Source organism: Flavobacterium ginsenosidimutans, assembly GCF_037478105.1.
GTDB lineage: Bacteria > Bacteroidota > Bacteroidia > Flavobacteriales > Flavobacteriaceae > Flavobacterium > Flavobacterium ginsenosidimutans.
The window spans coordinates 1,786,168-1,804,948 of record NZ_CP147988.1 but is presented as its reverse complement, the minus strand read 5'-3'; the positions used below and the strand labels follow the sequence as shown (position 1 = coordinate 1,804,948).

Below are 18,781 nucleotides of genomic sequence, written 5' to 3'. Positions count from 1 at the left end.
GGAGCGGCATCTCCCGATTTAGAAAAACAAGGCTTTTTAGCCGTAGTTTTTGTTTATCGGGAATATAGCGGACAGCAGGAATGAGCTCCTCATAAAACTATTTATCGTCTTTTGCTTTTATAATAACGGGCAAAATAAATTGCGTTTTTACTGGAATACCACGTTTTATAGCCGGATTTACTTTTGGGAAATCGACCAGACGTGCACGCAGAATGCTATCGATTTTTATGGTGTCATAGACTACAGAATCTTTAGGAAACTGAGGCTCAAACTTCATCTTAGAGTTAGGAAAAACAGTTATTTTTACCTCGATTGTATCCAATTCCGGATACATTATGGATAAGCTGTCTATATTTAGTTTTTCCTGAATAAGACTAGACATAACTTCAAAAAAACATTGCTGACGCAATTTTTTATCAGTAATTTTTTCGCAGCTTGGAACCGATGGATATTCGTCAACTTCTTTCCAATTAATTGATTTCAATTCTTTCTGAAGTAACTCTTTTTCAGACGGAACCTGCTTCTCAAAATATTGACAAGAATGAAAAGTAACGCATATAAAAAGAAGAAAAAACTGCCTCAAGATTTTGGTGTTGAATGAATAAACAAATGATGATATAAAAATACGATTATTTTTTTGAGAATCTTTCTCTAACTTTGAATCTTAACCTTTGCAAGAATACATTGTAAAAGCTGTATTTGTAAAGAATAAATATAGTAATTTGTAAGAACAAATTTATAAAGAATATATGGATTTATTACTGCTCATTCTTGGTTTTATATGCGTAATTGTTGGTGTTCTTGGAAGTTTTATTCCCGTTCTTCCTGGTTTGTCCAGTTGTTGGGTTGGATTGCTTTTACTATATCTTACCAAAGCAGTCGAAAATAATTATTGGGTTTTAGGGATTACTTTTGTTCTAATGGTCATCATTACTATATTAGATTACGTGATTCCGTCTAAAGGAACTAAAAAATTTGGCGGAAGCTCTTACGGAGTATGGGGAACGAACATTGGTTTGATTATTGGAATTATAGCTCCGATACCTTTCGGAATCATAATTGGGCCTTTTGTGGGAGCATTTATTGGAGAGTTAATTTATGATTCTCAAAACCATAAACGAGCGTTAAAAGCAGCTACAGGATCTTTACTTGGATTTCTTGCTTCGAGCTTTATAAACTTTCTTTTTTCAATCACTTATTTGGGTATTTTCTTGAAAATTGTGTGGGAATATCGAAACATTTTTTTTTAATTATATAACAATTTTGACTCTCTTGCGTTGCTAAAAAAAATAAATGTGAAGTTTTTCTGATATTTTTTTCTTTTGTGTTTGAATACGAAAGGGTTGTGTTTATTGGTGTTAACACATTTTTACTGTTAAGAACTGGTTACTAGGTAGGCAAATTTTTAACTTAATTTTTGGAAATGTTAAAATATTTTATATTTTTATCACGATAAACGATAAAAAGCCTCACTTTATCGATTATTTTAAACGAGTATAAATAATCATTTTTTTAAGTTATGAGTATGACCCCAAACCTACAAATTGAACTTAGACGCTTTATTTCTTCTAATGTTGTCTCCAAGTTAAACAAGTTTTATTTTGAGAACGATGCACTTTTAATCAAGGGAATAGACGTCTCGATTGGCACAATTTTAATGGGACTCTACAACAAAGCCGAAGAATCTGATTTTTACTCTGAAATAGTTTCACTAATCAAAGAAGATTCTACTTTTTACCAGGAAGTAGATTTTAATGCAGGCAGAATTTTATCAGTCGACGACTGTTACCGTTTGGAAGGAAATGTTTTACTGAAAGAATTATTCGAAAATAAAAAAGGAAGAATTTCAGAAATGGTTTCAAACGAAGTAGGTATAAAAAGCGAAACAGCTCGCGAAATACTTAACTTTTCAGCATTACTTGTAATGTCTTACTTAAGATTCAATCTTCAATTAATAGAAAGTTTAAAACTCCTTTTAGACGATCAAAAAAGAGATATCCTAAACAGCATTCCTCCCGGAATCAAAATCATCCTAGGTTTTTCAAATTACGAAACAGTAGAAGAAAAAAACCAATCTATCGGAAGATCAATATTTACCCTTTTCGGACATAATTTCTTTAGTTTCTAAAAAATAAAAAATCCCATTTTCAAAAGAAAACAGGATTCATTATAATTTTACAATTTGAAAAACAATTACATGTTTTTCAAATTGATAATTTCTTGATCGGTCAAAAAGCGCCAGTTTCCGCGAGGGAGATTCTTTTTGGTCAATCCGGCAAACGAAACACGATCGATACGTAATACATTATATTCGAAAGACTCAAAAATAGCACGCACTACTTTTACGTTAGAAGTACGCAGTTTAAGACCAACTTCGCTTTTTGGTTCATTATCAATGTAGCTTACTTCTTCAACAAAAACGCGGTGTCCGTCAAGAACTAAACCTTTGCTGATTTTTTCTAAATCTTCAAATTTCAGGTTTTTGTCTAAAGAAACTTGATAAATCTTAGGCGATTTTTGATTCGGCAACGTAAATTTACGAATCATATCAGTATCGTTAGTAAACAATAATAAACCAGTTGTATTCTTGTCCATTCTTCCTACAGCAGCAATTTTTGCATTTGTAGCGCCACGAACAAGTTCAAGAACGTTACGATATTCCTGACCTTCGTCAAAAGCTGTCGTAAAGTTTTTAGGCTTATTCAATAAAATATATTCTTTCTTTTCAGGAGTTAATGTAACGCCGTCAAAGTTTACAACATCATTCAGTTTTACTAAATAACCCATTTCAGTAACTACAGTACCGTTAACTTTAACGTTTCCAGACTGAATATAAATGTCGGCATCACGACGAGAACAAACACCAGAATTAGAGATGTATTTGTTTAGACGAATTTCATCTGAAGCCTTTTGTCTCTTTGCTGGCTGATTTTGTTTTCTAAATTTTTCAGCAGCAGCTTCCTGAGCAGCTTTAACTTCAGGTTTTACTTTTTTAGGCCCTTGCGCGCGCTTAGCCATAGGAGGTTTTGGCTTGTTAGAGTTTGGTCGTGAGCTATTTGGTCTCGATCCGCCTCTTTTATTGTTGCCTTCCTTGTTGTTCATAGAATCATTAATTTGTGCAAAGATAGTTTTTTCCTGCTAATAAATCTTAAGTTCAATGTTCTTAGATTAATAGCGTTTTGTTTTAAGATGTTCAGAAGCAGTACAATTGGATTTTTTTGAGATATGGTTTCCCGCTTTTCGTTTCAATTTTTTATTTTTTAAAGGAAAAAATAAAAAGATTTCCACTGCAAACAAAGTTGACTGAACTCCTATGAAAATAAATATTAAGTGAAGTAATCGGGGCTAAAATCAAGCAATTGGCTTCTCTTTAAAGATTTTGATTATATCACAGACATTCACAAAAGCTGACTTCGCAGAATAAAAATCTTAATAATTAGAAATCAATTCCTTTCCGTGCCATAAAACACTAGGATTAATCAATACAATGCAAAAAACACCGGAAACAATAAGGAATTTTAAAACATTATGAAGTTTTAAAAACTGCTCTTTAGAATTTGATCTCCATAGATAAATCAAGAAAAAAAGTAAAACTCCAAAACAGACATAAAAGTAAATGTCCATGTAACCAACATCATGAATATTAACCAAAACATAAACCGGTAAAATAGTCAAAAGGGTCAAAGCCGTAATGATTTGCTTAGAGATTTTTTCGCCATACAAAACTGGGATTGTTCGATATTGGGTTATTAAATCGCCTTTTAGATTTTCTAAATCTTTAATCATTTCACGAATTAGTAAAAGTAGAAATAAGAAAATAGCATGCGCCGATATGACTATAAAATGGCTCATGTGATTCTCAATTTCTTCAAAAGAAATCTTATTGTAAAAATACAGTAAAATGGCAAAAAACGGAGTCACAGCGAGCAACGCCGACATTAAATTCCCAATAATCGGATACTTTTTTATTTTATGAGAATAAAACCAAATTAGGAAAATATAAGCAGAAAAGAACAGAAAAGCCCTCCATGAAACAATGGAAGCCATTAAAACAGCAAGAAAGTTTAAGCTAAAATAAACGTTCAATTTTGTTTTCTGACTAACCAAACGATCCAGCATCGATTTGTTGGGTCTATTAATTAAATCTTTCTGACTGTCGTAAAAATTATTGATGATGTACCCGGAAGCGATCGTAATAGCCGAAGCAAAAACAATTAGAAACAAATAAAAATCAAGAAGAATATCCAATGCTCTAATTTCTGGCGCCAATATAAAAATCGCAGATAAATATTGAGCTAAAACAATTATAGGAATATTATAACCCCTAACCACAGAGAACAGACTAACAATTTTCATTATTAAAAGTTTTTGTTGTCTGCTTAACATAAAGTTTGGTTTGTTGGGTTAGATGAGGGAAGTTAAAAGATATTTTTTAATTCAAAAATTTAGAGTTTGTTTTTTAACAATTCTTTAGAACCATAACCTAGTTTTCTAATACAGGCCAAAGCTTGTTTTTGTGTAATATCGATTTCTGTAATATCTTTTTTATCTACAAAAACCACTGATCCGCTCCACGGATTTGGAGCATCTGGTATAAAAACGGTAAATTTTTCATCGCTAACTTGCTCTATTAAAAAAGCAAATTGTAAACCAGCATCTGTAGGAACTAAAATTACTTTTAAATCATCTTTAGATTCTAAACCTAATATATTTTCATTCATGCTTTTCATAAATGAATAGCCAGGAACAAAACTTAAAATTCCGTCTTCTAATTTTTGGACTAATTTTTCTGCAGCTGCAGTTCTTGCCAGTAATCCAGCAACAAAACAAATTAGAATTATGATCAATATTCCGATGAGTTCTTGAATAGCAAGTCCTAAAACACTTATTTTTGGTAAATTACTTACTAGCGGAAGTGTTGTTTTTTGTACAATACCATATCCTTTTTCCAAAACAATTAATAGTACAACCAGCGGCACTAAAAACAGAATTCCTCCTAAAAAAGTTGCTTTAATGATTTTTAAAATACTTTTCATAGGCAATAATTTTTTAAGATTAAATGTTAGGAAAGGGTATTCAGTAAATCACAACAATATTTTAAGAGGTTCAACTTTAAAATTGATAAACTACTTCTAATTTATAGTCTTTCAAAGAAGCTTTGGCTCTTTCTAAATCTTCGGTAAAACCTAGAATGTAACCGCCACCGCCAGAACCGCAAAGTTTTAGGTAATAATCGTTTGTATCAATTCCATGCTGCCAGATTCCGTGAAATTGCTCTGGAATCATTGGTTTGAAGTTATTTAAAACAACTTTAGAAAGTTTTTTAGTATTACCGATCAAAGACTTCATGTCGCCATGCAGGAAGTTGTCGATGCAGATATCTGTATATTTCACAAATTGGTTTTTAAGCATTGCACGGAAACCTTTGTCTTTTAGGCTTTCCATAAAAATGCTGATCATTGGAGCGGTTTCTCCAATAATCCCAGAGTCTAATAAGAACACAGCACCTTTTCCGTCCAAGCTTTGAGTTGGAATGCCAGTTGTCTGAATATTATCTTTAGAATTAATTAAAATCGGAATACTTAAATAGCTGTTCAATGGATCTAAACCAGAGCTTTTTCCGTGGAAGAAACTCTCCATCTGAGAAAATATATTTTTTAACTGTAAAAGTTTTTCACGTGTCAAATTCTCTAGAACTGTAATCTTGTTCTTAGCATATTTATCGTAAATCGCCGCCACAAGTGCACCGCTGCTTCCAACACCATATCCCTGCGGAATACTAGAATCGAAATACATTCCAGTTTCGACATCATTTTTAAGGTTTTCTAAATCGAAAGTAACCAAATCTGGCTGCTGTGTATGTAAAACTTCAAGGTAAGAAGCAAAACTTCTCAAACTTTTATTTGAGGCAATGGCTTCGTCTGATGGTTCTTCAGATTTTTTAAGTGCGCCATTGTAAAAGTTATAAGGAATAGCAAGACCTTTTGAATCGCGGATAATTCCGTACTCTCCAAAAAGTAATATTTTTGAATAAAATAATGGTCCTTTCATGATTTATTTTATGTCTTTTTTTATCAGGATTTTTTCTGTTGATTTTTAGCCTTTAATATATAATCCAATAATCATCATGGCCAATGCAAAAAATAGACCAACAAACCATTTAATCATATCATTTTTAGCATCTATAATTTCTTTTTTCACAAAATCTTTAGTAGCTATCTCGTTTTTATCTTGTCTTATTTCTTCGCTGATAGTTCTGTCAATTGCTTCGACAAATTCTTTAGTCTTACTCTCATCAAGATTAAGTTCTTTTCTAAATAAATCGTAAAGTTTTATAGTTGCAGTATTCATGTTCTGACTTAAAAATATGTATTATTGTATAAAGATACGCAAAATTATAAAGCAATTGCGCCACTTCCAATTTTGTCGCAAATGTACTGACGATTCTGACAAAATACAACTAATTCGTCTTGAATAAATTGTAATACTTTTTCGGTAACGTTTTCGGGATAAAGGACATGCACATTTGCTCCAGCATCAAGCGTAAAACAAACCGGAATTTGAGTTTCATTTCTAAATTTCCAAATTGCATTTATGATTTGTAGCGTATTTGGTTTCATCAAGATAAAATACGGCATTGAGGTCATCATCATAGCATGTAAAGTCAAGGCTTCACTTTCTACAACTTTGATGAATTCGTCTAAATTTCCATTTTCAAAAATGGCAATTAACTTATCTAGATTTTCATGCGCCTGAGCAAATCTTCTTTCAGCGTACGGATGATTGTGCATTAAATCGTGTCCAACGGTACTCGAAACCTGTTTTTCGCCTTTATCAACCAATAAAATGGTATCTTGATAATTCTTGAAATTTTCGTGAATCCTATATGGAAATTCAACACCAAACAAATCTGTACTTCCTTCAATATTCGTTTGATTTCCCCAAACAACGACATTTCCTTTTACGCTTCGGCAGGCACTTCCAGAACCTAAACGAGCCAAAAATGAAGCTTTTTGATAGAAATAATCCTCTGTCATTTCTGGGTTTAGTTTTCTTTCCAAACTCATAAAATTCATTGCCAAAGCTGCCATTCCAGAAGCCGAAGATGCAATTCCTGAACTGTGAGGAAAAGTATTCTGAGTATCAATTGTAAAATGATACTCTTTCAAAAATGGCAAATAAACTTCAACTCTTTCTAAAAACTTCTGAATCTTTGGTTTGAAATCTTCTTTTGGTTTTCCTTCGAAAAGTAAATCAAAAGAAAAACCATTTGTCTCGCTGAGCGGAGTCGAAGCGTCTTTTTTAGAAAAAACCAATTTCGTAATTGTTTTACAGTTGTTAAGCGTAAAACTAACAGATGGATTTGCTGGAATCTGGTTGTCTTTTTTCCCCCAGTACTTTACCAATGCAATGTTGCTTGGAGCGCTCCATTCAAAGTTTCCGTTTTCGATTGTTGAAGTATATGGATTTGGTATAAAATCAGCTGCTGAATACATGAATTATAAAATTTTGGCAAAGATAGTTTTTTCAACATATAAGTAATATAAGAAAATATAAATTGACTTTGCTAGAATGAACTTATATCACTTTTATGGTTTAAATTTTCTTTTGACTATTTTTGAATTCAAAATTTGATAAAATGAATAAGTTCGTAAAAATAGCTATAGCCTTAATTATTTGTTTAACAGTAGGATATTCTGCAAGTTTGGTTACAAGACCAAGTATTGAGACTTGGTACGTGACATTAGAAAAGCCAGTTTTTAATCCGCCGAATTGGATTTTCATGCCAGTTTGGACAGTTCTTTACATTTTTATGGCAGTTGCTGCAGCTTTAGTTTGGGACAGAATAAAAGAAAACACAGAAGAGGTTAAAAAAGCACTTCTTTTCTTTATCATTCAATTGATTTTAAATTCAATTTGGTCTTATTTATTCTTCGGATTAAAAAATCCTATGTTAGCATTAATCGAAATTGTTCTTCTATGGCTGATGATTTATGAAACGTATTTAAAATTCATCAAAATCAATAAAACTGCAGGCTATTTATTAATCCCATATTTAGCTTGGGTTGGATTTGCTACTGTTCTGAATGCTAGTATTTGGTGGCTGAATAAGTAGTTTTTTCGATTTTTAAGCCTATTCCAGTTTTTTAAATTCTTCATTTTTAGTATATAAAAAGTCCATTATAGACAACACATTCGGATGATCTATAAGTGTTTTAGATTTTGGATCGGCATCGCAGAATTCTAGAAAAAGTTGCTTTTGTTCTTCATTCAATTTTAAATTATTGCGAAAGAAATCTGGCGGACAATATGCAGTCGCCATTTTTTTAAAACGTTCATCAATTTCATATCTCTTCTTCGGTTTTCCTCCTCCTAAGGGGAAAGATATTTGTGCAGGATTTCTTATTGTGCCATTATTAACTCCTGTATAAGAACTTAAGTCTCTGGATTGTTTATCAACATAAATTTTGTTTACAGCTTCTCTATCAAATTCTACTTTTTGAAATTTCACTTGTGTGATAACAACATCATCTAGTTCTTCTGGTTTAATGACCATATTAACTGTAATTTTATTAGTCTCAATGTCTTTGGCTTTCAATTTTAATCGTGTGAAATAGTAATCTTTAGAAAAGAAAAGCAAACTGTCTTGCGCTTTTACTAAAATAGAGAATTCTCCAGAATCGTTGGTTTTTGTACTTGTCTTGGCCGTTTTATTAATGACTTCGACGTCTTTAATAACAGAATTTTGATAAACGACCTTTCCATGAAGTAATTTTTCGGTTTGAGAAATACTAAGCTGATAAGTAAGAAAAGAAATTGTAGTAAGTAATTTTACCTTCATGTAATGGCTTTTAGTTTTTAATTCCTGAATTTAATTTTTGAAACTCTTTGTTTTTAGTATGCAGAAAATCCATTGTGTAAAGTAAATTTTTCTGCTGTACAAGAACTTTAGCTTGCGGATCAGCATCACAAAATTGTAAAAACAGTTCTTTTTCTTCTGGCTTTATTTTCAAATCATTTGTAAAGAAATCTAATGGAACAGTTGCTTCGGCTAATTTTTTGAAATCCAATTCCTTGAACTTAAATTGCTCTTTTTTTCTTTTTCCTCTAAACAAATTGAAAATAGCGACTAAATCCATTCCATTTGGGATAGTTCCGCTGTAAACACCTGTAGATATTGGTCCCATTGGTACAATAGTTGAATTTTCGTCAGCCGGTCCAACTTTGGGAAATTTTATGTTTGTTATTAAAACCTCATCCAATTCTTCAGGTTTCAAAATCATAATAACTACGATATTATTTTGATCAATATTTTCTTGGGAAACTTTTAATCTTTTAAAAAAGTAATCTTTAGAGAAAAAAAGCAAACTGTCTTTTGGACGAACGAGAATCGAAAATTCACCTAATTCATTTGTCGTCGTACTCGTTTTTGCAGTTTTATTAATCACTTCCACCTTGTTAAGCGGAATATTCTGCGAAAGAACCTTCCCAGCTAATACTTTTTCGGTTTGAGAAACGCTGATTTGATATGTGAAAATAGAAATTGTGGTAAGTAATTTTACTCTCATAAAGAATTGATTAGTTGAGAGTAAAATTATTAGAATAGTCTTAACGAAAACTTACAGAACATGTAAATTCGTGTTAATAAAATCATTTCAGATTTTGAACAAATTTTTCCAGTTCTCCATTATTAAATAAAACAGGTCCGTGACCAAAACAAAGTATTTTTGGTTTTAGCGAAGCCAATTTTAGAATGGACTTTCTATTGGTTTCTTTATCAGCGGTAAACAAATGTGGAGGTTCATTCAAACCGATTTTTGTAGTTAAAAGATTCATATTGGTCATCACATCTCCAACGATTAAAACGCCGTCTTTTTCTCTGAAAAAAGATAAATGCCCGCTAGAATGTCCCGGAGTTTCAATCACAGTGAATCCGCCAATTTGATCTCCTTCTTTTAAAGTCTGAGAAACCGAATGTCCTTTTCCTGCCCAGAAATTCTTCTGAAATTTTGAAATAAAATGATTCGGATTTGGGTATTCTGTAATTACATTTCCGTTTTCAGCGAATTCTTTTTCAGGTTCACTACATAAAAGCGGAATGTTCAAAGTTTCACAGATCGCTTTACTGCTTCCCTGGTGGTCGGCGTGAGCATGCGTCAATGCATGTTTGCTAATGGATTTACCTTTAATTGCTTTTATTATTTTATTGGCAGAAGTTCTAATTCCTGCGTCAATTAAAACATCTTCAATCAAATAACAATTTATAGCGTTTCGCGGGAATAATGGAATTTGGTAAACGTCTTTGGCGATATTCTTCATCTTTTTCAAATTTTATTTTGGCAAAGATTCGAATTCGATTTTTCAATACACTTGATAAATGTTAAGAAATGTCCTGACGGATTCTGCTCAGCGATTCTGGAGTAATTCCAAGAAAAGAAGCGATATAAATTAAAGGTGTTCGCTGAATTATTTTGGCTGGAGCCGAAGCCAAAAAAGTCTGGTATTTTTCTTTGGCAGGAATCATTTGCAGTTTTAAAACGCGATCGGCCATGCAAAGGTAATTCTGCTCGGCGAGAATTCTTCCAACACGTTCCCAATTTGAGATTTCGCTATATAGAAATTGCATTTTTTCGAAAGTAATCGAAAGCACTTCGCAATCTTCAATACATTGAATATTTTCAAAAGATTGCGTCTGATTGATGAAGCTAGAATACGAAGCAATAAAGCCTTCATCAGAACTTAAATACGTTGTGATTTCTTTTCCGTCTTTGAGATAATAAACTCTCGCCAATCCATTTAGAATAAAGAAAATCTTATTGCTGATTTTTCCCATTGACGAAAGATATTCTTTGGCATTAAACTTTTCATATTCAAAACAAGAAGCAATTGTCTCGATTTCATTTTCAGAAAAAGAGGCAATTGCTGTGATTTGTTTTTGTAATGAAAGATGCATTTTATAGAATCTCAATTAACTCTGAAGCGCTATTGACAACCACTTTAGCACCGCTGTTTTTTAATTCTTCTTCTGTTCTGTAGCCCCAAGTAACGCCAACAGGAAACATATTGGCATTTACAGCCGTCTGCATATCAATATCAGAATCACCCACAAAAAGAATTTCTTCGGGTTTTAAATTCCATTTCTTGCCAATTTCTAAAGCCTCAAACGGATTTGGTTTTTTAAGTGCTTCTGTACTTAAGCCAACTGCTGTATCGAAATGATTTGGAAAAATTTCAGATGCTATTTTCTTCGTCAATTCATCGGCTTTGTTGGAGAAAACAGCCATTTTGATATTTTGCGAAGTCAAATTTTCTAACAACTCAACAATTCCATCATAAGGTTTTGTTTTCAGCGTGCAGATTTTAGTGTATTCTTCAACCATACATTCAAAACAACTTTCGATTTCATCATCAGAATTGTTTGTAGCAGGTAAAGCTTTACTTACCAGATTTCGTAAACCGCTCCCAATAAAATATTGATAAGTGTCGTAAGTATGTGTAGGATAATTTAAAGCGGTAAGTACTTTATTCATTGCATCTGAAATGTCTTCTAATGAATTGACTAATGTGCCGTCTAAATCAAAAATAATTCCTTTAAATTTCATTTTGTATTAAATATTTTGAGCCAGAATAAACCCGCTTGTCCAGGCATTCTGAAAATTAAATCCGCCTGTAATAGCGTCGATATTTACAATTTCGCCAGCAAAATAAAGATTTTCATGAATTTTGCTTTCCATGGTTTTGAAGTTGATTTCCTTTAAATCGATTCCTCCTGCGGTTACAAATTCTTCTTTAAAAGTGCTTTTTCCGTTTACTTTAAATTCGGCTTTTGTTAGTTGTGAAGTTAAATTCAGCAATTGGTTTTTAGATAAATCTGCCCACTTCGTTTCAGAATCAATTCCCGAAGCCAAAACCAAACTTTCCCATAAACGATTCGGAAAATCGAAAGGAGATTTTTTAGAAACGGCTTTTTTAGCGTGTTCCTGTTTTAAATCTTTGAGGATTTTTTCGGCATTTTCAAAATCAACATCATTTAACCAATTGACGAAAATGGTAAACTGATAATTTTTATCGTGCAAAATGCGTGCGCCCCAAGCCGAAAGTTTCAAGATTGCTGGTCCGCTCATTCCCCAGTGCGTTATTAGTAAAGGTCCTGTCGATTCTAGTTTAGTGTCTTTTACATTAACCGTAACTTGTGCAGAAACCCCTGGCAACTCTTTAATTCGAGAATCTTTGATGTTGAAAGTAAATAGGGAAGGGACTGGGCTAATAATTGCATGGCCGTGTTCTTGTAGCATTTCCCATATTTTTGGATTGCTTCCTGTTGCCATTACTAATTTTTCGGTAGCATAATTATCAGTTTGTGTATCAATTTTCCAATGGTTTTCTTTTTTGAAAATGGATTGTACACTTTGTCCAGTCAATACTTTTATGCCTAATTTTTCTGTTGCTTTTAAAAAGCAGTCAATAATAGTTTGTGACGAATTAGAAACGGGAAACATTCTTCCGTCTTCTTCGATTTTTAATTCTACGCCATGTTTCTCGAACCATTCAATTGTATCGCCCGAACAAAATTGATGAAATGGACCACGAAGTTCTTTTTCGCCTCTCGGGTAAAATTTAACCAATTCGTTTGGCTCAAAACAAGCGTGTGTCACGTTGCATCGTCCACCACCAGAAACACGAACTTTGGAAAGAACTTCTTTTCCTCTTTCTAAAATAGCGATTTTGAGTTTCGGATTTTTCTCGGCAATATTAATTGCAGTAAAAAAACCAGCAGCGCCTCCGCCAACGATTATTATGTCGAAATTTTTAATCATATTTTTTGTTAGCCACGAATTCACGAATTTTTTATTGAACCCTGATGAACTTTGTCAAAGTTTCTCGTAGCGGATTTTATATTTTATCTGGATTATCAGAGATAATTCCGTTTACTTTATAACTTTTTATTTTTTGAATGTCTTTTTCTGAATTTACAGTCCAAGGCAAAATCAGAAATCCTTTTTCCTGAATTTGAAGGACATTCTTTTCATTCAATAACTGAAAATCCGGATGAATGGCTTTTGCTTTTATTTTTTCGGCGAAAGCCAAAGCGGTATTTAAATCTTCTTCTGTTAAAACACCAATTGGAATATTTGGATTTAGATTTGATGTTTCCTCCAACATATTCCATTCGAAACTTGAAATAATAAAATGCTCGTAATTCCAGTTTTTTTCGGAGATGTATTTTTCAATTAACTGAACAACTTTAGGTGCAGTTCCTAAACCTTTTAATTCGATATTGATCAGACATTTTTTGTCAACCAAATCAAAAACCTCGTTTAAAGTTGGGATTTGATATTTTCCATCAATTAAAAATGATTTTAATTCTGCTAAAGTAAAATCATTTACAAGACCTTTTCCATTAGTGGTTCTGTCTATTGTTTCGTCATGAATTACGATGATATGTTCGTCAGAGCTAAGGTGAACGTCGAGTTCAATTCCGTCTGAATTTAGATCTAATGCTTTTTGAAAAGCTTGTAAAGTATTTTCAGGTTCGTAGGCTTTGGCGCCTCTGTGAGCTATTTTTAGCATTCTACAGTTTTTTTCTTAACCGCAAAGGTCGCAAAGTTTTACGCAAAGGACACAAGTTTTTTTATTTAATTAAAAAGGTTCGCAAAGATTTTATAAACCTTTGCGAACCTTGCGTATGTCTTTGCGAACTTTGCGGTTAAATTAATTCTAATAAAACAATATCAAAATCGTTGTCTATAATCACTTTTCCATCAATGACTTCAACTTCTTGATTCGAATAAGCATCTTTTAGTTTTGTTCCGTTTGGGAAGAGGTCACCAACTGGAAGTTCTTTTCTGCCTTTTGGTAAATCTACTCCCATAACAACTTTATCTGTAAAAGAGCCTTGGGTAAATGTTCTGGAAAAAGTATAAGGATACGGATTAATTAATTTATGAACACCAGCTCCAACAGCAGGATGATTTCGTCTAAACTGACCTAATTTCTGCCAGTGTAAAAGTGTTTTCTGTATTTCAGAATTATTCTGAATTTCGTCCCAATTCATGTTTGACCGTAAAGTTGCATCGCCATTTGTACCTTCAACAACTAAGGAACGATTTGATTCGTCGCCATAATAAACTTGCGACATTCCTGGCGAAAGCAAAAGTTTAGTTCCCGTTTCAATTCCTTTTACACGGTTTGCATCAAAAGGCTGACCATCGTCGTGCGAAGACATATAGTTTAAAACCGAATAACCTTTTAATTCATTATTTAAAGCATTCGAATATTTAGAAAATAAACCTTCGTAATCGTTTTGAGCCGCATTCCATTTAAATTCAAAATTGATCATGCTGTCAAAACCATTTTGAAAATAATTGACTTTTCGATCTCCAAAATCATAATCCTGCCCACCGCTGATTCCATAACCGTAAACTTCGGCAATGGTATAAAACGGATTCTGATCTAAAACCTGTAAAGGATGGTGTTTTTTCCAAGTTTCAAATGCATAATCACACTCTTTTTTAAAATCGGCCCAAACGCCTTCTTCGGTGTGTTTTACTGTGTCGGCACGGTAACCGTCAATTCCAAATTCTACAATATAATCGGTAAGCCATTTTATAATGTAATATTTCGGACTTCTTGGATAACCTGTTCTTTTGAAGAATTCATCCAATGAAGCAATTTCTTTTTCGTAACGACCTTCTTTTTTCCATTTTTCGATTAAAAAAGGAGGCAGTTCTACGTTTTGAGTACTTTCAGTTTTTACATCAGGAAGATTTTCAACCAAAGTACACATTGTAGTATTTTCGAATGATTTATAATCGCAGACAACGCCAGTTCTTACCCAGTCAGAAGGCCAAACGGGATCTTCTGGAGTTACTGGTCCAGTATGATTGATTACGCCATCCAAAACTATTCTGATTCCTTTTTCGTGTGCTTTTTTTACCAGATTAGCTAAATCTTCTTTGGTTCCAAAGTTTGGATCCAGAGCTGTCCAGTCTTTTGCCCAGTAGCCGTGAAAGCCGTAACTCAATCCGGTTCCTTCATCAACTCCGTCGTGAATCTGTTCGACAATCGGCGTAAGCCAAATAGCATTTATCCCTAATTTTTCAAAATAACCTGATTCGATTTTTTTAGTGATTCCGATAATATCTCCGCCTTCAAATCCGCGTAGTTTTCCAGAAGTTTTAGTTCGGTTGAAATTTAAATCGTTCGATTTGTCGCCGTTGTAAAAACGGTCTGTAAGTAAAAAATAAACATTTGCTCCTTCCCAAACGAAAGGTGTTTTCGAAGTGTTTTCGTTATTCATTGTAACTGATTTTGAGCCAGAACAACTCATTGTTAAGTATACTAAAGATAAAAAAAGGAAAGTGTATTTTTTCATTATTTTAGAATATTTTAGGATGGATTGTGTTGAAAAAAATAGCCACGAATTCACGAATTATTTTTTAAAATCTTTGAGAATAAAAATTCGTGAATTCGTGGCGGAAAAACTTTGCGTAGACGCACTGCAGTGCGTCTCTACGTTATATGCTGTGTGTTTAAAATTATTCCAATTCTAAAACCAAAGCTGATTTTGGTTCTAAAGTAATTTCAGAAGCTAAATCGAATGTTTTTCCTGAAATAACATCTTTTCCTGATTTGTAGTTTTTAATGCTTTCTTTAAAACGGTTAGTTTTTACAACTTGCTCTTTTGCATTATTATTAAAAACAACCATAACCGTTTTAGAATCTGTATATCTGAAATATACATAAGTGTTGTTTTCTGGAATATAATGCTTCATTTTTCCGAAATGAACCGCTTCGTTTGTTTTTCTCCAGTTGAACAATTTCGAAGAGAAATCAAAATAAGCAGCTTGCTCTGCCGTTCTTCCTGCTGCCGTAAAAGCATTGTTTTTGTCGCCAGCCCATCCGCCTGGGAAATCCTGACGAATATCGGCATCACCGCCTTTACCTTTATCACCGCCCATTCCGATTTCTGAACCGTAATAGATTTGCGGAATTCCACGAACGGTAGCTAATAATGTCATTGCCAGTTTGTATTTTGGTAAATCATATTTGAACTTTTCGTTCATACGATCAGTATCGTGATTTTCGGAAAAAACCAAAATATTATTGGTATTTGGATATAAAAAATCCATTGCAAAATTGTTGTAGAATTTAATCAATCCGCTGTCCCAATTTGGTGTGTCTTCGCTAAAGGCAGAAGTAATCTGACTTTGAAGCGTAAAATCCATTATAGTTGGAAGATTTGAATTGTAGTTTTCAATTGCTCCAATTTTACTGTCTTTTTGCCAAAAAGCTAAATTCGCTTGATTGTGCATCCAGATTTCACCCACAATATTAAAATTTGGGTATTCATCTGTAATTGATTTTGCCCAATTTGCCATTGCTGTTTTATCCGAATAATTATAAGTGTCAACTCTAAATCCATCAAGATTTGCAAATTCAATCCACCAAATAGCGTTTTGAGTTAAGTATTTTGCAACAAGAGGATTTCTTAAATTTAAATCGGGCATAGAAGGTACAAACCAACCGTCTACACAAACTTCCTGATCTATTTTTGAAGCATGAATATCTGTAATTACTTCACGACGGTGATGTGTTTGTGTGAACGTTTCGAATTGATTGAACCAAGTTTTAGTCGGAATATCCTTCATCATCCAGTGTGTAATTCCCCAGTGATTCGTAACATAATCCATAACCAGTTTCATGTCTTTTTTATGCATTTCTGTAGACAAACGAGCATAATCATCGTTTGTTCCGTAACGCGGATCGATTTTGTAAACATCCGATTGTCCATACGTATGATACGAATGTTGTTTGTCGTTGTCTTCGCATAAAGGTGTGCTCCAAATTGTTGTCGCGCCAAGAGACGAAATATAATCTAAGTTTTTAATGATTCCTTCGATATCGCCGCCGTGGCGTCCGCTTGGATCTTGACGATTTCCTTTCTCTGTTAAAGAAGCATCACTGTCGTTTTTAGGATTTCCGTTAGCAAAACGATCCGGCATGATTAGGTAAATCAAATCAGAGGCATCATAACTTTTTCTATCTGCCGAATTTGCTCTTCTTTCTTTCAGAACATATTTTTGTTTAAAAGCAACTTTATTATTGTTTTTGAAAGAAAAAACCAATTCAGAAGCTTTTACGTCTTTCGTATCGATTGTTACGAAAAGGTAATTTGGATTTTCTGTTTTTTCTACATTTTTAATCGCAACATTGTTAGAAACTGAAGCTTCGTATTGTGAAATGTTTTTTCCGTAGAACATAATTTGCAGTTCCGGATTTTTCATTCCGGCGTACCAGAAAGGTGGTTCTACTTTTTGGATTTGTGCTTTTGCGGAAGCGGAAAACAACAAAACCAATAGAAGTAATTTATAGATATGATGGTTTATTTTTAGGTTGTTCATAGTTTTTGTTTTTAGTTCAATTTGAACATTAATTATTGATGTTTTTTACTGGAGGAGGCAGAGGTGGCTTTAGAAAAGAAATTATCTTTTCACTTTCAAAGTGAAGATTTTTTTTGGTTTCCTTTAATATAAGTTTTTGCTTTAGATTATTTACCAATATTGCAATTGAATCAATTTCTTTAGGCGCACCACCATAAACAGATATCATTTTGTTTTTATTATCCTTTGTTATGCTAATTATATAAGTGCTTCCATCAATAATATGTTATAAAGAATATTCAGATTTGTATTTGAATAGATTAACTTTTTCTATATAATTAAATAGTTTTAATTTTTCTTTCTTATTTAAAATTGCATAGTAGTTTGTTTTATCTTTTGGGTCAGAAATACCATTTTTCAAACGATAGCCCATCCATTCTTGATGTATATAAACGGTATCCGTTTGATTTATTTTTAAAGAATAAACTTGACTAAAAGTTCCAGAAAAAGAATAATCTAATAAATCAATTGTATTTTCTTTTTTACTACAACTAAAAAGTAATAAGCTTGTAAAAATTATTATTGACTGTTTCATACTATTTTGATTTCTTCTGTTCAAGCATCCATTTATATATTTCTGGATTTTTCTCATACAGATATTGAATCTCATGCCCTTCATTTTCTAAACGAGTAAACTTGAATTTATTCTTAGTTTCACAAAATTCAAGACCTTTTGCAATTCTTTCAGTTTCACTAATCGGAATTTTATCATCTGCAGTTCCGTGAAAAGCCCAAATAGGAATTTTACTGAGATTACAGATTCTAGTTAGATCACTGTCGTTAATTCCTCCACAAAATGCAACAACTGCAGCGAATTTATCAGGGAAATCTAAAGCTGTAATGTAAGCTCCGTAACCGCCCATGCTAATTCCGGTTATGTAAATTCTGCTTTTATCGATTCTATATTTTGCTTCTAAATCGGCATATAATGTTTCGAACCAATTTTCAGATGACCAGTATTTATTGTCTGGACATTGAGGCGAAGCAATTATAAAATCGAAATCTTGACCTTTTTCTACTAAATAGGGAAGACCGTAGATTTTCAGTTTATTTAGATCGTTTCCTTTTTGCGAACCACCATGTAAATAAATTACAAGTGGATATTTTTTGGTTCCTTTTGTATAGTCTTTCGGCAAATACAAAAGATAATCATAAGATGCTTTTGTTTTGGTTTGGGAATACGTATTAAAACCAAAAAAGATAAAAAGGAAAATCAAGAAATTAAGTTTGAAGCTCATATTAAATTTATCTAGAGATGAAGAAAATAGTTACCTCAAATTTAATTTCTTAATTTGAATTTATAGTAAAAAGACAAGTAATCTTGGGGTTAATTACTT

At 32.8% G+C, this 18,781-nt stretch carries 22 protein-coding genes; 3 read left to right on the top strand and 19 right to left on the bottom strand.

Translation table 11 applies throughout. From position 1 onward, the window contains the following. Positions 1–97: 97 nt before the first annotated feature. Positions 98–583, bottom strand: coding sequence for a hypothetical protein (locus tag V6624_RS07995; RefSeq protein WP_111288450.1), 486 nt, complete (start codon positions 581–583; stop codon positions 98–100). A gap of 166 nt (positions 584–749) precedes the next feature. Between V6624_RS07995 and V6624_RS07990 the strand changes: the two genes are divergently transcribed. Beyond that, positions 750–1,250 carry a DUF456 domain-containing protein gene (locus V6624_RS07990; protein WP_111288448.1) on the top strand — a complete coding sequence of 167 codons (501 nt, stop codon included), beginning with the start codon at positions 750–752 and terminating at the stop codon, positions 1,248–1,250. Between the two features lie 275 nt (positions 1,251–1,525). Continuing rightward, complete coding sequence (locus tag V6624_RS07985; RefSeq protein ID WP_111288446.1) at positions 1,526–2,128, top strand: DUF937 domain-containing protein; 603 nt, start codon at positions 1,526–1,528, stop codon at positions 2,126–2,128. 65 nt (positions 2,129–2,193) lie between these two features. Here the strand turns inward: V6624_RS07985 and V6624_RS07980 are convergent, their stop codons facing one another. From V6624_RS07980 to V6624_RS07955, 6 genes are all read right to left on the bottom strand, one after another. Continuing rightward, positions 2,194–3,102, bottom strand: coding sequence for a pseudouridine synthase (locus V6624_RS07980; RefSeq protein WP_111288444.1), 909 nt, complete (start codon positions 3,100–3,102; stop codon positions 2,194–2,196). A gap of 327 nt (positions 3,103–3,429) precedes the next feature. Next, complete coding sequence (locus V6624_RS07975; protein WP_111288442.1) at positions 3,430–4,386, bottom strand: geranylgeranylglycerol-phosphate geranylgeranyltransferase; 957 nt, start codon at positions 4,384–4,386, stop codon at positions 3,430–3,432. 59 nt (positions 4,387–4,445) lie between these two features. Continuing rightward, positions 4,446–5,036, bottom strand: a complete 591-nt coding sequence (locus tag V6624_RS07970; RefSeq protein ID WP_111288440.1) for a DUF502 domain-containing protein — start codon at positions 5,034–5,036, stop codon at positions 4,446–4,448. 76 nt (positions 5,037–5,112) lie between these two features. After that, entirely contained in the window at positions 5,113–6,051 is a 939-nt protein-coding gene (locus V6624_RS07965) for a mevalonate kinase family protein (protein ID WP_111288438.1), read from the bottom strand. A 45-nt stretch (positions 6,052–6,096) separates the two neighbouring features. After that, positions 6,097–6,351 carry a hypothetical protein gene (locus tag V6624_RS07960; RefSeq protein WP_111288436.1) on the bottom strand — a complete coding sequence of 85 codons (255 nt, stop codon included), beginning with the start codon at positions 6,349–6,351 and terminating at the stop codon, positions 6,097–6,099. A 44-nt stretch (positions 6,352–6,395) separates the two neighbouring features. Then, on the bottom strand, positions 6,396–7,496 hold the full coding sequence (locus V6624_RS07955) for a diphosphomevalonate decarboxylase (RefSeq protein WP_338841499.1): 1,101 nt from the start codon (positions 7,494–7,496) through the stop codon (positions 6,396–6,398). 143 nt (positions 7,497–7,639) lie between these two features. Between V6624_RS07955 and V6624_RS07950 the strand changes: the two genes are divergently transcribed. Beyond that, entirely contained in the window at positions 7,640–8,116 is a 477-nt protein-coding gene (locus tag V6624_RS07950) for a TspO/MBR family protein (RefSeq protein ID WP_338841498.1), read from the top strand. A gap of 18 nt (positions 8,117–8,134) precedes the next feature. Here the strand turns inward: V6624_RS07950 and V6624_RS07945 are convergent, their stop codons facing one another. The 12 genes from V6624_RS07945 to V6624_RS07890 form a co-directional block, all read right to left on the bottom strand. Further along, positions 8,135–8,842, bottom strand: a complete 708-nt coding sequence (locus tag V6624_RS07945; protein ID WP_338841497.1) for a hypothetical protein — start codon at positions 8,840–8,842, stop codon at positions 8,135–8,137. Between the two features lie 10 nt (positions 8,843–8,852). Further along, entirely contained in the window at positions 8,853–9,569 is a 717-nt protein-coding gene (locus V6624_RS07940; protein ID WP_111288428.1) for a hypothetical protein, read from the bottom strand. A gap of 82 nt (positions 9,570–9,651) precedes the next feature. Next, positions 9,652–10,320, bottom strand: a complete 669-nt coding sequence (locus tag V6624_RS07935) for an MBL fold metallo-hydrolase (protein ID WP_338841495.1) — start codon at positions 10,318–10,320, stop codon at positions 9,652–9,654. Between the two features lie 61 nt (positions 10,321–10,381). Continuing rightward, positions 10,382–10,954, bottom strand: a complete 573-nt coding sequence (locus tag V6624_RS07930) for a Crp/Fnr family transcriptional regulator (RefSeq protein WP_338841494.1) — start codon at positions 10,952–10,954, stop codon at positions 10,382–10,384. 1 nt (position 10,955) lies between these two features. Beyond that, positions 10,956–11,603 carry an HAD family hydrolase gene (locus V6624_RS07925; protein WP_338841493.1) on the bottom strand — a complete coding sequence of 216 codons (648 nt, stop codon included), beginning with the start codon at positions 11,601–11,603 and terminating at the stop codon, positions 10,956–10,958. 6 nt (positions 11,604–11,609) lie between these two features. Beyond that, a complete protein-coding gene (locus V6624_RS07920; protein WP_338841492.1) occupies positions 11,610–12,818 on the bottom strand; it encodes an NAD(P)/FAD-dependent oxidoreductase in 1,209 nt (402 codons plus the stop codon). Positions 12,819–12,894: 76 nt separating this feature from the next. Further along, positions 12,895–13,572, bottom strand: a complete 678-nt coding sequence (locus tag V6624_RS07915; RefSeq protein ID WP_338841491.1) for a glycerophosphodiester phosphodiesterase — start codon at positions 13,570–13,572, stop codon at positions 12,895–12,897. A 136-nt stretch (positions 13,573–13,708) separates the two neighbouring features. Then, positions 13,709–15,376 (bottom strand): alpha-amylase family glycosyl hydrolase, encoded by a 1,668-nt coding sequence (locus tag V6624_RS07910; protein ID WP_111288417.1) that lies wholly within the window; start codon positions 15,374–15,376, stop codon positions 13,709–13,711. Positions 15,377–15,539: 163 nt separating this feature from the next. After that, entirely contained in the window at positions 15,540–17,405 is a 1,866-nt protein-coding gene (locus V6624_RS07905) for a glycoside hydrolase family 13 protein (protein ID WP_111288415.1), read from the bottom strand. Positions 17,406–17,433: 28 nt separating this feature from the next. Next, entirely contained in the window at positions 17,434–17,613 is a 180-nt protein-coding gene (locus V6624_RS07900) for a hypothetical protein (protein WP_111288413.1), read from the bottom strand. Between the two features lie 57 nt (positions 17,614–17,670). Next, a complete protein-coding gene (locus V6624_RS07895) occupies positions 17,671–17,979 on the bottom strand; it encodes a hypothetical protein (RefSeq protein WP_111288411.1) in 309 nt (102 codons plus the stop codon). A gap of 1 nt (position 17,980) precedes the next feature. Beyond that, complete coding sequence (locus V6624_RS07890; protein ID WP_111288410.1) at positions 17,981–18,682, bottom strand: alpha/beta hydrolase-fold protein; 702 nt, start codon at positions 18,680–18,682, stop codon at positions 17,981–17,983. Positions 18,683–18,781 lie beyond the last annotated feature (99 nt).